The following is a 15,583-nucleotide window of genomic DNA, read 5'->3' on the forward strand; positions in this document are numbered from 1 at the left end:
AACTTATTTTGTCGCTAAAAAATTTTATCAAATGATAGCTCTGACTAATTCATCCGTTCAAATACAGGAACAGTCCCAGTATTAACACCCCCAGAAAGGCCATAAGAACTGAAGTTGTCTTGGACCGGCGCTTCCACAAGCCTCCTTTGGATATGAAGGCTGAATATATTAATTGCGTCATTTTTATCTTCAGTTTCTTTTTTCTTCTTATTTACACTGATCATGGGGACGTCATGGTAATGACCAATGATCTTCGTTTGAGAAGTCACTACCTTTAACGGCTCTAATCCTCTTTTTTCACGCCTTCTGTTTTCTTTTTCATACCATGCTTTCGTATGCTTATCTGGACTATAAATTCTACAGAATCGGGCTTCCAAACCACCTTCTTCAACAGCTGAAATCTTTGTGCACGCAAATTTTTTAATTTCTGACATTTGCTTAAAGATATCCTGACGCAAGAAAGCTTCCAATGCGTTACTGTCTGAGGAAACAAAAGCTATTCTGCTCCCAATCGTGCTATCTCCCCAAAGGTTATATGAGACTCCAATAGAACGGATTTCATGTCGAGTTTGAAAACCATGCAGCACTTTATGACAACGACCAGCTAGAATATTGAAGTCTGAAGTTGGATCACAGAAACTCACAGTGAATATGTAGCGCACTATTATTCCTCCCCAACCTGACGCATACCGCCGCAAACCATCATAGCAGCCAGATAATAGATCTTACCCATTGTAACTGTATCGATCTTTTTACCGCTATTCATCAAAATCGCCAGTTCATCAGCCTGCCGCATGATTGAGTACACATCATAACCAGTATCTGGATGGCGGTGGGCAGTCGCATTCTCTCGGTCAGAGCCATATGATGACACTCGGATCAATGAGTCTGCCCCGGGATGCCAATCATCAATCATCTGAATTGCAGCCCCGATTTTATGAGAAGTGAAAATTAGCTGCTCTTTTTCTCCTGACCTGAAGGTTGAGTATACGCGACTTCTATCGTTGTTAGCTTCTGAAAAGGTTTGGCTAGGAAAAATTTCAGCAAAAGGGCGGAGTTTTAACTTTGCTTCTACTACAACATCCCAAAACTCATATTTATCTGTTAAAGCAAGAGCAAATCGCTCAGTAAGCTTTTTATACTCTTGCTCAAAGCCAGAAAGATCATTCACTCTTCGTCTTTTATGTACATCAGAAAGAACATATACACGGTCGTCGTCAAGGTCTGACAGGCTGATTTCAGTACTTTTTGTACGTTGATTCATCCAGAGCCAGCGCCCCATAAATATATTGAGTAGGTATCTCCGCGATAGCTCTTTATATACGCCTGTTTCCTTGCAGGCAGACGCAAACTCTTTAAGAGCATCCCTTACAGCAGATTCATTGCATGAATGAAGGTCTTGATTATGTGAAGTAACCTGAAGAGAGAACCTGACAATAACATACTCAGCTTCCGGAGATAGAATACACTCGTCAATGTTCTGAGGGTTACCATAAGACAGCTCTTGGCGCGAAAGGCCATTTTTAACGCTACCATCTTTCTTATATGCTTTTGAATAGCCGTCTCTGAGTCCCAGTATTTTTCTGGACTTACATTCTAGCGGTATTTCCTTATGAGTATTTTTATCCACCCAATAAAAAAATGCGGGACTAAAAAATAAGGATCTTATCTGCGATAAATTTTTACACAGTTCTATCATTGGATTCACCAGAAGTTAGTTCTACAGAATATTTTGAAACCTGCATTCTCCAAAAACTTCGGTTTCTTATTTCAGGGTTTATGACAACCGAAGCAGGCGATACCAGCTTAACCAGCCCTGTCATGGGTTCAGCATATGCGTGAGTATCTGCAATACTGCCTTGTCGAAATTGCGGGACTCCAAGAAATTTAAAACCTTTATTCACAGGAAATACACCGTAGGTATCTCTCAATACCTCTGCTAACTCTTGCATGCTGTTATAACTAATCTCTGGATCAATATCAGAAATAAATCGTGCACAGCTTGAAAGTTTTCTAAAACCCCCCAAAAGTTCAATCTCATCCTCATAAGTATTACAGCGTCTGACTAAAGATGGCTTTTGGTAGACCCCAGCGATTGGAGAAGACAGAATGCCGCCAGCGAGGCGGTTAGGCAGGCAGCGGTATAAGTTGCGTTCACTGAAGTCCAAGGTTGTGGCTGGTTGATCAAGTCGGATTATGAGGTCAAATTCTATATCACCATGTTGACTGTCGATGACAGTATCATTTTTTACTACATTATTTTTGCAAATTTGCTTTGCTAATGGATGACCCGACCTTCTATCAAATCGACGAAGAGCTATAGCAAATGAAGCGTCTGTGTTTTTTACCCCTAATAATTTCAATAAAAAAACATGAACAAAACCTGAAAATGCTGTAAGGGAAGGTATTCCTAACAGGTAAGAGTTGCTCTGTAATTTGGCACCATAAGCTTGTAGTCTTTCAAAATGAATATAAACAAAGTTACCAGATGTCTCCTTCGGCTGGCTTTGTTTCAAAAGATACGACCTGACTGCATTGCCAACTTCGTCGATAAGCACTGGCTCATATGCCAAAATCTGATGGTGTTCACTTTTTTCCAGCAACTCGTGTATTTGCCGGGTAAAATGATTGACCGCTTCTTCCAGTTCAAAACTCTCCTCAATAACTTCTCGCTCACGACTTCCAGCAAATGCACTGTGCAGTTCTGGATATTCCTTTATCTCTTTGGTTTTGAGAAATGTAATTTCGGAAAAGAGATCCTCAGCTAAATTTTTCATGCGCTGGTTGTGCTGCCTTTTACTGACTTTGCCTGCTTGGTAGGTCGAAAAGTTCGTCTTATGCTCAAGAACTTCAAACAGCAGTTTAAATGTTTGTTTACTAAATAGTGCACGTTCGTTAAGGAGGTGATGTTTATAATTCCATTGTCGAAACAAATAGTCTGTAGTTTTATCTTTATCTCCTAAGCTTGGATGATAGCTAAGACACCTTACCCTTCCACCTGTAGCGCTGATAAAGCTGCCAATGGATGAAGGTCGGTAATGAAAAACTGTCGATCCATAAATGCCAGATTCTTTAGCTAGGTTGTGTACTATTTGTTGAGTCTCAGTTTTAACAACAGGTGTGATAGCAATATATTCCCCGTTCCTCTGTATAAAGCGGACCTGCTTGCAGTGTTTATGTACGAAGTCAGGTAGCCGAACTTCCAGTGCGGCTGAACATTTTTCTTTAAATAGAGGGATGCGCTCTTTCGGAAACCCGGCTTCAACTAGTTTATCAACAAGGTTGTTTTCCCCGTTTTTGTACGAAGCAAATTGCTCAACCAAACTGGTAACTGTTCCGTTATAAATAAACTCTGTAACCATAAACTGGCATTTGTTGATTTGTTTTGAGTCTTTGGCGTAGCCGAGCACCTTCGTTTTACGAAGATGTAATGCTTCTTCATAGTAAAAAATGCATCCATCTGCTTTGCTGTAAGGACATTTAAGATTGTGGGTGTGTATCCACTCCGTAACCTTGAGGACATCACTGTGCCAGGCTTCATCCTTGAGTAAGTTCAGGGATGTTTCATCCGTAAAATATTTTTTCCCTTTAATAGTTCGATTTATAAGAAAAAGAAGGGTTTCGTACTCCCTTCCATCAATAACAACCAGATCAGCATCGGCAGAAAAAGTCCTTTTAAGCATTTCATTTTTCTTATTACGATCTGTTTTTTTCATCAACTCATCAAGTACAGCCACTACTACCACCTGGATAAATAAATATGACGGTTAGAAAGCCTCGACTGAAATCGAGATAGCCAGATATTAAATACATTTTTCAAAGGAAATAGTGGATGCTTTGGATTGAATATAGCGTCATTTTTCAATCTCTTTGCCGAACGTAATTTCCCTTCATCCACAAGCCTTGCCACCTGTTCAGCATCGGCATCAAGGATTGCTGCCACCTCAAAACCATTTAGTAAAACATAGCCAATCTCAGACTGTTCACCCTCGGTATGTATGCAGTAATCCAGATAAGAAAAAACAGCTTTCAACACAGGATTAAAACAAAGCGCGTTGTCTGGAAGTCGTCTGCTTGTAATTAACAGATTTCCAAAAACAGATTGCAAGGAAGTCTCTGAAAATCGGCGGTCAGTAAGCATAATCGCTGTTCCAACCTTATCTTCCATGAGGTTATTGAAATTTTTGGGCCACTGATCAAAGAAATGAATGCATTCAATTAAGCTTTTATCAGAAATAGTTCTTTCGCTACCACGCTCTGCAACGTACGTGTAAAACCATAGAACAGCACCGAATAGCTGATGTATATCTTCAAGGTCAAAAAGTAGGTTTACAGAAGGTGCTGAATCGAGTTTTTCTTCCTGAATCTTGGCTGATAGGTTTTTGAGTGCTTGATGTGCAGGTTCTATTGGCATCGATTTGTATGCAGTACCGCAGAAACAGCTTTGTAGGTTTCCTGTACGCATATAGTTGAGAGGCGCAGAACAGTTAGGACACCGCTCTACAAGTTTGCAGTCATGCAGAGTACAAGTTCTAACTACATGTAGATGCCAGTAAAACGGCACGTAGGGCTTTTCTGATTCAGCAAAGCATGCGGGACAAATAGGGATGCAGTTCTTACGAACAAAAAAGCGGGGAATATCCAACCCTCGCCAAATGAGAGAGCCATGGTTAGACGCATATCTGGTTTTTGACCGAGATACTGCCAGTTCGAGAATCGGAAGACGCCCCTTACACATCTTCTCTGCCAGTAGCTCCAAGCATTCAATACGATATGACGACGAGGTGTTGGCATGATAAATATTAAGTAGCCAGAGGTGAGCTGGTAGCACTCCAGCTAGTTTCTGATCAGCTTCATCTAAAATAATATGAAACCGTTCAATGAGCTGTTTTGGAGTATAGCCATACAAATCCGCCAGCCGGATCATATAACTCTCCAATGACTCTGACGGTTTGGGATTCGGGCGTATTAACATGCTGGTATTAGTTACCTGTACGGTGTTCAGTTTGCATTGCAATATAGGCTGAAATCCATTGGGTACTCAGATGTACCAGCTCCCTTAAATGCTTATTTTCTTGCTCCAACTTGCGCTTCTCTCGATCAATGTCGTTTTTATCTCCCCCCAAGGGCTTTGTGATTGGTGTACTGCTCATTGAAACACCAAAGATACCGGGGTTAACAGAAGCAGATTTATTTATTGCATTATTAAACCATCGTCGTACTTTATGGGACTCTACACCTAACTCATCAGCCACATTTTCCGGTGTCTGCCCTGCCAGTACCATCGACACTGCACGCTCCCGAAACGCTTTAGTGGTAGTCTTTCTGCCCATATCCAGCTACTCCCGCCGAAGCATTGCTACGGAGTTCTCCGACAAAGATACAAAATGCCCATTATAGACGGTAGAGCGAAAAGCATGGTGCAAATCAGTATTTTCTCTTCATTGAGAAGGATACGAAGTTTGACCACCGTTCAGAAAGAGTTTGGAAATCGTTTACGAGAGATACGGCAGGAGCAGCTTCTCACCCAAGAGGAGTTAGCTCACATGGCTGGACTTAATCGCACTTATATAGGCGATATCGAGCGAGGGGAAAAGAATATTACTCTGGTCAGTATGAGTCGCTTGGCCAAAGCTTTGGGGATAAAAATCAGAGATCTTTTTGACTGGGAGTTGTGAGTGCTCTGCTGTCACTTTCTTTCTTGGCTTTTCATTGCACTAAAAACGGTTTATATACAGGGATACCTGTAGCCAAGACACCTGTCAGTGGTAAGGGCTAACCCCCTGCCCAGGATACTTATCGAAGATATGCAAAAATACGTCGTCACATGCCCGAGGCCACAAATTGTCATCGTAAACTTCGGGCAGCTGATCCAGCATTTCCTCGATAAAGTTACGGACCCGGGCCTTGGTGCGCTGTTTCTTGCGCCAGTCAAGTACCAGCACCCCTTTCATTCTATCCGTTAGATCTTTTGCTACCTTTTTGACTTCATTTCGATCTTTCTCAGAAAGCTGAACACCCTTACTGAGCAGATCAAAAATCGCCATCTCCTCTTCAGACAACCCTTCCCGAACAGTACGGGACTCCTCATCACTCAATGTCTGGATAAAAGACTGGAGTTTGCGGAAGAACTCTTCTGCGGTATAGGCTCCAAGATTATATTCTTCCACAAGCTCTTTAAACTTCTGCTGTAAATCCTGTCGGCTTTTATTTCTGGCGACCATGGGGGTCAGTTTGCGAGCGATCAGATTTTTTAATTTCTCAGCATCGGAAACCCGGGGCCTGGTCACGTTGCTGACTATTTCGGCCAGAGCATCAAAGTCAATACCGGCAATATTCACAGGATCAGGTAGATTTGAGTCAATTTTGATGGTTTCAATGGACTCATCCAGCAACTCATTAACCTGGTGACGCACGACGTCCAGAACATCTTCATCATCAACACTGATGCCAGACTTTTCTCTCATCTGCTTGTAGATAACATTGATGGCAATGCGTTCCTGCACATAGCTGTCGGCGCGGCTGTCTGGAAGAATTGCTTTAAAAATACGGTTAATCTGTCTGACAAAGGATGTAAAGGTGTTTTTATTCGCGGGTTCCAGCAGCTTGTCACTGGCTTCATCCAATAGTTGCAGTTTTCTGAAGTCGGTAGGTGGGGTTGCAATAATTGCTGCCAGATTAATTTCTTGCTCCGTCAGAAACAGCTTTAGTTCTACCACTGCCTGAGTCAGCGCATTTAATAGTTCCAATTTGCTGTTTGCAGGAGAGCCAACATTTTCGGGGACATCATAAATCTGCCCATCTTCAGCGACACCACCACCACCATAGCGCCCCAAGGCGGTCTGTAGTGCACCAAATATATTGATGTAGTCAACAATCTGTCCGCAGGGCTTCCCCGGAAAAACCCGGTTAGCCCTGGCAATCGTTTGCATCAGGGTATGATTTTTAAGAGGCTTGTCCAGGTAGAGCGTGGAAACACTCTGGGCATCAAAACCAGTGAGCCACATAGCACAGACAAAAACGATCCGGAGCGGGTCTTCCGGGTCTTTAAACTTATCGTCCAAATCCTCTTTGATCATCCGTTCCCGATGAGGACGAAAATCCAATCCTTTTTTTGCCAACCGCTCATGATCATTCTGGCTGCTGGAGACCACCACAGCCATATCGGAACTTTCCATATAAGCGATCTGGTCATGGAGCTTTTGCTGACTGCTGCCAGAAGCGAACCGAATCCGGGTCTTTAAGCTTTCCAGAGTGAGCTTCCAGTGGTGCTGAACTTTGTCATACATCTTAATCGCAGTGGCTTTATCGATGGATACCACCATCGCCTTGCCCCACAAGCCACCGGAAAAGGGCTCCCTATTGATATGGTAACTCACCAGATCTTTGGCAACAGTATCAAGCCGGTCATCACGGGTAATGATGTGGTACGCACGGGCAAACTCAGTTTCCAGTTTGGACTGTTGCACTTCGGTCAGTTCAGCATTGTCGAGTATCTCCAACAAGTCTTTACCGAGATCCTCACGATTCAGGCTGACTTCTGGTACTCGATTTTCATAATAGAGTGGCAGGGTAGCGCCATCATCTACCGCATCAGCAAAGTTATAGATACTGACATAATCACCGAAGACCTCCCGGGTTTTACCTTCATCGGTTTTATCTGCCAGTAACGGTGTCCCAGTAAAAGCCATAAAGCCAGCATTGGGCATAGACTTACGCATATTCATTGCCAAAGAAGCATACTGACTGCGATGAGCTTCATCAGTGATAACAACGATGTCATCACGCTCTGAGAGCACAGGGTAATTATCACCCTTGAATTTTTGAATCAGCGTAAAAACAAACCGATGGTCTTCACTCAGCAACTGTTTCAGCTCTGCCCCAGACTCTGCCTGGCATAGCTCATTCAGCATACCTGTCGTGTTGAAGGTTTTGTAAATTTGTTCATCCAGATCAGCCCTGTCTGTAACCACGATAAATGTCCAGTTACCGGGGTACTTGCGAAATGCTTTCTGGGTAAAAAACACCATTGAGAAGCTCTTGCCACTCCCTTGGGTATGCCAGAAAACGCCAAGCTGCCCATTGCGCTGCTTTATATTTTCCAGCCCGGCCAGGCTCTCGTTTACACCAAGATATTGGTGGTATTTAGCCAGAACTTTTATGGTGTGCCTGGTTTTCACGAACAGCGTGAAGTTCTCAACCAGATCAAGCAAGCGGGACTTGTCGCAGGTTCCACGAATCGCTACTTCCAGGCTAACTTTACGTTCTTCATCTTCACTGGCTATTTTTTTCCATTCAGCAAAATGCTCCCATTGACTGGAAACCGTGCCAACCCTGGACTGAATGCCGTTAGAAAGGATGATCAGCTGGTTATAGTGAAACAGCTGTGGAATCGTATTCCGGTAATCTTTGAGGTTATCTTTATGGGCATTGATCAGTTGCTTATGGCTGGCTTTCAGCTCAATAAAGACTAATGGCAGGCCATTCACAAAACCGATCAGATCAGGTCTGCGAGTCTCAATTTCTCCAGAAATAAACATCTGGCTGCACAGCAGGAAATGATTGTTTTCAGGACTGTTCCAGTCGATAAAGCGAACAACAACATCGTCACCGTCATCGCTGGAGTCCACAAATTTATAGCCCTGCTTCAGTAGCTGATGGATCTCTTCATTAGCCGCAATGGCGCTCATGGCACTACGGTCACGAGCCATTTCATCCACTGCATTTTGTAGAATGACTGGATCTATACCGGGGTTCAGTTTGCGAATGGCATCCTTCAGTGGTTGATAAAGGATGACATCTGAACGGTTGTCTCGCCCAAATGTACCGTCAACTCCAAAAGACTCATCCCAGCAGATAGCTGTTTCCCACCCCATTTCTCCAAACAGATTGATGGCAGGTTGTTCTATCAGGAGGTCTTCTGTGTATGTCATCCTGGATACCAGAGGGCTAATACGAAAGTACGATTTTATCCCTGAAAGGCACCCGGTTTCGAGTGTAGTTCTTTTAAACCAAATATTTTTTATCTACAAACCTGGGGCTATGGCAGGGGATCTTGACGAAAACGTTAGGGCTTCATTCGCCAGTATGAAGCCCCATCACCAAAAAACTATTTAGACTTCAACAGCCCTGCATCATGAGCTTTTCCTGTCGAGCTATCGATGTCATCCAGAAAGCCTTTTACCCGCGATCGGATATTAGCGATCTGCCCTTTGTCTGTTGTCATGAAGCCAAATGGTATAGGAATTGGTGAAGTTTCTGGCGCTGACAAGTGATAGCTTACAACAGCAAACAGATCACTATGCACAATAACTTCAACATTTCCTTTACAGAAATCACCGGTATAACCAAACAGGCTATTCTTATCCAACCCTTCAAACTCTGCCCCCCAATTTCGTCGGGACCAGTCTTTATTCTCTCCCGTCAGCGGCAGATATAACTTTGGCTTATACAGCTTTTTGGCTTTTTTACCAGAGCTCTTGGACTTGTCCAGCATATACTGTAAACAGCTGAGAACTTTCTCTGACTTCCCCCAGAATGGGTTGCTTGGTGCCAGCCAGATCAACTCTTCAGGCTCCTCTGTCGCTTTTTTCGGTTTTTTTGAATTTTTATCCAAAACCTCAGCAACTTGAATCCAGTTCTCTGGAGTATAAGTTATGCCAAGAAAGGGCGTAACGGGCGTTCCTTGAGACTCAGAATACTTACGATCAGAAAGTATCCGAGCAATGTCCAGCCCATCATCAGTTATGTAAATTTTACTCTTATCATCCTCCATTTCATCAATGACTTTGAATATCTCCAGAGCGTTCGGAGGTTGCTTTAGCAGATCAATAGCGTCAGTGACAAGGGAAGTTGCCTCCGATGAATCCTTAAGGTCAGCGATTTCTCCTCTCTCAAGAAAGTCTCCGACAGGGCTTACAGAGAACCGATGACTTATGCGTAGGGGCTTCTCTATAACTTTCCTTACATCACCGACGTTATACAAGTTCACACGGTGATCATCGTTATCAGTGATTCCCTTAACATCACCATTATCAACAATGTCCTGGAAGTGCTGTTGAAATGCTTTTCTGGCCAGTACTTCACTCTTTGCCTTGCGTTCATTGTCAATACTGAGACGGAGTGCAAGCTTCCAGTTCTCATTGATTTTTTTAGCACCGAGATAGTTAAGGCTCGATAATTCGAAGTTAAAATGTCCAGTGGACTCATCAATTTTTTCGACTTTGGGTATCGCCTCCATTCTGGAAAAATATGATCGGCTTTGGCTGGTGAGCTCAACACAGGCACCGTCTCGGTATCTGAGATCCCCACTTGTAACAAGATCTGATAACGCTTCGTTCAGCTCTCGCTTTGTGAGAGAAAAGAACCGAGCCAGGTCACCCGGAGTAAGAGGGGAAACATTGACAATCCTGAGAATAAATTCCCTTATAAAAGATAGTCTCTGAGCATCTGTATAGGAAAAGCTGATATGAAACCTGTGTACAGGAAGAACAAAATCCAGCTCGTGGAAACAGACCGGGTTATTTTTTTCCATTATTTACTTCTCCTTTGCTGGCCTTTTCCTTTTGCTTTAAACACCCTGTACTCTGTACCGGCACTTTCCATATGGTTCAGAACCCTGCCAAATGGCATCTCCTTATTTTTGCCACGCCACATGCTTGTTGAGCCCACAATGACAAGTCGATCCATTGCCCTGGAAAGAGCAACATTGATCCGATTAGGGGAGTGAAGGAAGCCAGGAGACTGCCTGCCATCCGCACGAGTTATAGAGAGAATAATGATCCGGTTTTCCTTTCCCTGGTAGCTGTCAACGGTGTCGATTTTGACAATATTTTTAAAGTCATCACTCCAGGAAGTTTCATTGAACCTTTGCCTGATGAACCGTTTCTGCTCCCCATACATACAAATAACACCAATACCTGCTTCCCCCTCTTTGAGGTGTTGGCCTAGCTCAGCCAAAAAATCAGTATTTCTCTCAATTTCTCTCAGCAGCGAGATGATCTGATCGGCCTCGGTCCTATTGTATATGCTGACCCCCTTGTCCTCATTATGATAAGCCTGCGACTTAAGACCTGCGGTATCTAGCCAGGTAACAGGGTATTGCAAAGTCTGTGGAGCTAAGTGGTAAATGTCAGGTACAACGCGTTCACCGGTAACCAACTTGCCCTCATAAAAACAATCCGAAACCATTCGACCAATAGGCTCTATCATTCGATATTGAGTCAGCAACTGCGCTTGTACCTGCTTACCATACTCGGACTCAAAAGCTCTCTCGAAATCACTCTTGAGTATGCCATCAAGGTCTTCAGCCGCTGCAGTTACACCCAGTTTTTTGGCAATTGCTTTCTGGTGCGGTTTTGAATACATCGGAGGTAGCTGTTTATGGTCACCAACAAGTAAGATTCGCTTGCCTACTTGCATGGCGATTGCTAATTCGCTGGATATAGAGCGGGCAGCCTCATCAATGATGACCCAATCATACTGCTGTTCACCTATTCCCATATGCCGCTGACCAATACCCACACAGGTACCCGTGACCAGCTGTCTTGATCTGGCAAGGAACTCATCATAATTCACTCGATCCATTGCTAGAGCATCCAGCATATCCCTGTATATTTTTACCAGCGCTTTAGCTTTTAGGGTTTCATTAGGCTGTAGATCAAACTGGTATTCCAGTTTCTGATAAATCTTGGATTTCACATCCTCCACTGAGTCTTCTGTATTCCAGCTGATGCTAAAGTCTTCACGCAAGCTCTCGGTTATAGAAGCGATCAGCTCTTTTCTTGCTCTGGTAAGATTTTTAACCTGATCTTGATCGTCATCATCATCTGCTGACTGGTTATCCAGTGCCTTTAGAGTATCCATCTTACTGAATAACTTGAATTCGGCTTGTGTAAGATCCTTGAGATAATCCTTCTCAACTCCCAGAACTTTACTCATGGACATAATTTTGTGACTGGCTTCTACCCTGAAAAGCTCCCTTTTTACATTAACTATTGAGCCTGCATATACATCTTTCAGGGAGTCAGAAACAGTGGATTCACGGTTACTGAAGCGAACAACCTCTAATGGTGTATCCAGCCTTCGACAGTGTTTACGAATCCGTTCTGCGGCGGTATTTACCGCTTCATGGGACTGGCTGACCAACAGAATGCTATTTACCTTCTCCTTTTCAACAAGAAAATGTACGAAGGCTGCAATGAATTCAGTCTTCCCTGTACCGGGAGGTCCCTGCAGTAACGACAGTGGTCCATATCGCACCAGTTTCCGGAATGCCAGTCGTTGCTGGGGATTCAGGCTGATGGTATTCCCATGGTCGTCAGGCCTGTCGTATCTGGTGAAATCCTGATCAGTTATCTCAATGGGGTACTCAATCGCCTGTAGCTGACACTCAGGATCAAAATACTCTGTAAGATTGGGTATGACACTGCTTCGATCCAGTATGCGCTTAAGGGCATTTTTCCTCTTTTGATAGGAAGACCTGTCCATTTTGGTTCTGAAATAAACAATATCACCATCGGTAAGAGCTTTGGCGCGATGTGAAATCTTTTTGAGATGAACCTCACTAATGCTTGACTTTTTCAGGTCAACATCGCCCAGCCATGAGTCTTCATGCTCTTCATTGATCGTAAGAGCCTCAACATCATCCCCTTTTCTGAACTTTTCAAGTCCTTCTGATACTTCCGGTGTATATGGTAAAGCAAGCTTAGAGCTATTATTCTCAGGGACAAAAACATCTCCCGATACCTCAATGTAGGGCAAGGCCATTGTTTCAGTATCAAGGACGGCCTTCCAAAGTTCGGATGTTTGAAAAGATATATCTTCTGAGTCTGTGGTATCAGGCGTAACGCTGAGGGCAGCTTGTTCTTCTATGTCAACAAGCACAGAGGCGAATATTTCAGCAAACTCACCTGTAGCTTCCACTTCCATCGGGGAAATAGCTTCAGGTTCTTTTTCTGGACGTAGCTTTGTATTGACGACCCTTTTAAACTCATCAAATTCGCTTATTCTTCGATTAAGCTCGCTGAGTTCATAGAAATGTCCACTGATTATGCGGATAGCAAAAGGTAGCGTAATGTCACTGGAGTCAGCATCTTTCCTGCTAACTGAATCTCTACTTCTGGGTTGGAAGCCAACGACAAAACCACTCTCGCGAGGACTGTAGATCAGGTCTGCAGACCCACCCAAGCCGATAAAGCGAACTCTTGCCTCGTCTGGATTCTTCTTGCTCCTCTCTACACTTACAAAAAGCTGACCATTATCCGGGTAAATAATGATCTCCTCACTGAGATTTCTCAACCTTATTTCAATGACTTCAATATCTTCATTGAGTTCATTATTATCAGGCTTGAGAGCCTCAATAAACCGCTCGAGGCTCCGGAATCCTGCATCAATATCTTCTATTTCCCGGCGAACTGCAGTACTAATCTTAGGGTATGCCTCAGAATCCTGATTCCACCCTATGCCAAGCAAGTAGCAGGTCATCCTCATCACTGCGAAGTTGTCTCGCTCTTGTCCGGAACAACCATCAATGTTCTCAGGACTGTAGAGATGATTAAAAGATTCTTTGCCAAATACGCTGAAGTCGGGCAGATCAAGAAACTTAACTTGAGGGTACTCAGGATTTGTTATGAGCAGATTTTCTGGATGAAGATCACCATGATATAAACTCAGACCATGAAGATGCGTGGTAGCGGAAATAAGGCTCTCAATCAATAGCTTCTTTTGCTCATCGGTATAGCTCGTTGCTGCCGTTTCCCAAGTGTCACCTTCAACATAGTCAGTAACCAGAAACAAGCTGCCAGAACGGGCGGACAGCCCGAAATCATGAATCTCAGGTAAATAGTCCGGAGAAAGACTTTTCAAAGAGGTGAGCGCTTTACAAAAGTGCAGAGAGCGATAACCCTGCTCAGGGTCATTGCTCGAAGGATGCACATTTAGCCAGGCCTTCACCAGCTGATTGTCAGACCTATAAACTTCTTTGCTATCTGATTCCTTCAGTAGTTGATCTTCAGGGTATTGCCGCTCAACCTTGAATGGCTTCTGAAAAACATCCAGTTCAGAAATGTCGAAATCGAACTCACTTGTATCATGCGGTTCATTTTCTTTAAGCGATGAAAAAAACTCTCCAGCATCCTTGAACCTCTGGTGGCGCAAGCCATCCAGGAAAATATCTTTATACCAGGTTGCAGAGTTTTCGATTTTTTCATCCAATCCTTTCAGGCTTTCGGGAGATATACGGCGGCCTTCAAGTATGTGCCATGACAGTACAATAAGTGCATGCACATCAATCTGAAAGGGTGTCGTAGTTGGCTGAACTGTCATACCGAATGGCGCTTTAGCCTCACTCACCGAAATCAGTTCTCGAATATCCCCCACAGTTCCAGCTCTCTGGTCATAGGCTGAAATAAAGCTGGAAAGTGCAATATCCCGACTTGGCGATATCCAGATGGAGTGGCTACCTATATCCCGGTGAGCCACCTTGATCTCGTGGAGATCCGCAAACTTGGCAACCAATAACTTAACAATACTGAATCGGTCACTTTCAGAAAGTGGTTCTGAAAATCTGCCAATAAACTCATTCAAGCGCTGATGGCTGGGCGGTAGTTCATATAATTCACAGTACTCTGAAGGAATATTGCCTTCATAAGAGCTTCCAGGGAGAGCTCTCAGGCAATAATTATATAGCTCGGGCTTTTGATGTTTGATCAAGCTAAGAACATCGCGCTCACGGCTAACAATGTGTTGCCTGCCCTCAGGTGTTTTAGCAGCCTTATTTTCTATCTTGTTGAAATCCCAAACCCGTAATAGAGCTTCTTCCTCTTTTCTTTGCTCTAAAATTGATCGAAATTCTTTATAAATCTCTGCAGGGTGTTTAAATACATGCTCAACGGCTTTGTAACCGTTGATATAAATGTGCTTGGGGGCTGTATTACCTTCGCTGAAAATTTGATCAAAAACAGCCGCATCATTGCGAAGTTCCGCCTCAGGATGTGGTCTGAACCGTTTATTAAACTTATTCCTGTCTTTATAAGACAGAAATTCATCCAGAGTAAGTGTATGTTGCAGGTCAGTCTCCGGAAGTTGAGAAAAATCTGCATCTCCAGTCATTACCACCAGATGATGAATTTTAGGCAGGTGCCCTGAAGAGAGCTTGTTCTTGTATTTTTTTAATTTATTTTGCAGTAAGTAGAGCTTTCGCTGGGTTACATCTACCGGAGAGTTCCCCATCTCTTGATCGTTTTTGTACCATTTCCCGCGATTAGCTGTGATTTTACCGTGATTCCAGTCTTTCAGTTCAATGATCAGAATATTACAGTGCGTGATAATAACCAGATCAAACTCACCATCTTTTCCTTTTGAGTCTGTGAAGCGAAATCCTGCGTAACCTTTCCATGGGAACATACTGTCTTGGGGAATTCCAAGCTGCGCTCCGAGCTGCTGGGCCATGGAGCTACCGGATTGCCCTTTACTTTTCTGCTTACCTGCTTTGGCGGGCTGGAAACGCTTTTGTATCTTCTCAATAGCAGCAATCTCTTGTTGCTGAAGCCCTTCATGCCATAGTACAACGTCCATTACGATC

General features: G+C 43.6%; 9 protein-coding genes. 1 reads left to right on the plus strand and 8 read right to left on the minus strand.

The window, feature by feature from the left end; translation table 11 throughout:
- Positions 1 to 44: 44 nt before the first annotated feature.
- Genes cas6f through KDK19_RS18530 form a run of 5 tightly spaced genes read right to left on the minus strand, consistent with a single transcriptional unit; the run spans position 45 to position 5,333 of the window.
- On the minus strand, positions 45 to 662 hold the full coding sequence (gene cas6f, locus KDK19_RS18510) for a type I-F CRISPR-associated endoribonuclease Cas6/Csy4 (RefSeq protein ID WP_257292556.1): 618 nt from the start codon (positions 660 to 662) through the stop codon (positions 45 to 47).
- 2 nt (positions 663 to 664) lie between these two features.
- Positions 665 to 1,699 (minus strand): type I-F CRISPR-associated protein Csy3, encoded by a 1,035-nt coding sequence (csy3, locus tag KDK19_RS18515; protein ID WP_257292557.1) that lies wholly within the window; start codon positions 1,697 to 1,699, stop codon positions 665 to 667.
- Entirely contained in the window at positions 1,683 to 3,737 is a 2,055-nt protein-coding gene (locus KDK19_RS18520) for a hypothetical protein (RefSeq protein WP_257292558.1), read from the minus strand. The genes csy3 and KDK19_RS18520 overlap by 17 nt, the downstream gene beginning before the upstream one ends.
- Before the next feature lie 2 nt (positions 3,738 to 3,739).
- Positions 3,740 to 4,975 (minus strand): TniQ family protein, encoded by a 1,236-nt coding sequence (locus tag KDK19_RS18525; RefSeq protein WP_257292559.1) that lies wholly within the window; start codon positions 4,973 to 4,975, stop codon positions 3,740 to 3,742.
- Between the two features lie 7 nt (positions 4,976 to 4,982).
- A complete protein-coding gene (locus KDK19_RS18530) occupies positions 4,983 to 5,333 on the minus strand; it encodes a hypothetical protein (protein WP_257292560.1) in 351 nt (116 codons plus the stop codon).
- Between the two features lie 84 nt (positions 5,334 to 5,417).
- Between KDK19_RS18530 and KDK19_RS18535 the strand changes: the two genes are divergently transcribed.
- Positions 5,418 to 5,678, plus strand: coding sequence for a helix-turn-helix transcriptional regulator (locus KDK19_RS18535; protein WP_257292578.1), 261 nt, complete (start codon positions 5,418 to 5,420; stop codon positions 5,676 to 5,678).
- Between the two features lie 84 nt (positions 5,679 to 5,762).
- Here the strand turns inward: KDK19_RS18535 and KDK19_RS18540 are convergent, their stop codons facing one another.
- The 3 genes from KDK19_RS18540 to KDK19_RS18550 form a co-directional block, all read right to left on the minus strand.
- A complete protein-coding gene (locus tag KDK19_RS18540; RefSeq protein ID WP_257292561.1) occupies positions 5,763 to 8,933 on the minus strand; it encodes a type I restriction endonuclease subunit R in 3,171 nt (1,056 codons plus the stop codon).
- 176 nt (positions 8,934 to 9,109) lie between these two features.
- Complete coding sequence (locus KDK19_RS18545) at positions 9,110 to 10,534, minus strand: hypothetical protein (RefSeq protein WP_257292562.1); 1,425 nt, start codon at positions 10,532 to 10,534, stop codon at positions 9,110 to 9,112.
- The gene (locus KDK19_RS18550; protein ID WP_257292563.1) at positions 10,534 to 15,576 is read right to left on the minus strand and encodes an AAA domain-containing protein; all 5,043 of its coding nucleotides are present in this window, start codon (positions 15,574 to 15,576) and stop codon (positions 10,534 to 10,536) included. Before KDK19_RS18550 ends, KDK19_RS18545 begins: the two co-directional genes overlap by 1 nt.
- Positions 15,577 to 15,583 lie beyond the last annotated feature (7 nt).

Origin of the sequence: Endozoicomonas sp. ONNA1 (assembly GCF_024606325.1) — a bacterium.
GTDB lineage: Bacteria > Pseudomonadota > Gammaproteobacteria > Pseudomonadales > Endozoicomonadaceae > Endozoicomonas_A.

Excerpts from the sequence above, each read along its gene's own strand:
- KDK19_RS18535 (WP_257292578.1), top strand. The coding sequence starts at position 5,418 with ATGGTGCAAATCAGTATTTTCTCTTCATTGAGAAGGATACGAAGTTTG.
- csy3 (WP_257292557.1), bottom strand. The coding sequence starts at position 1,699 with ATGATAGAACTGTGTAAAAATTTATCGCAGATAAGATCCTTATTTTTT.
- KDK19_RS18545 (WP_257292562.1), bottom strand. The coding sequence starts at position 10,534 with ATGGAAAAAAATAACCCGGTCTGTTTCCACGAGCTGGATTTTGTTCTT.
- KDK19_RS18550 (WP_257292563.1), bottom strand. The coding sequence starts at position 15,576 with ATGGACGTTGTACTATGGCATGAAGGGCTTCAGCAACAAGAGATTGCT.
- KDK19_RS18540 (WP_257292561.1), bottom strand. The coding sequence starts at position 8,933 with ATGACATACACAGAAGACCTCCTGATAGAACAACCTGCCATCAATCTG.
- KDK19_RS18530 (WP_257292560.1), bottom strand. The coding sequence starts at position 5,333 with ATGGGCAGAAAGACTACCACTAAAGCGTTTCGGGAGCGTGCAGTGTCG.
- KDK19_RS18525 (WP_257292559.1), bottom strand. The coding sequence starts at position 4,975 with ATGTTAATACGCCCGAATCCCAAACCGTCAGAGTCATTGGAGAGTTAT.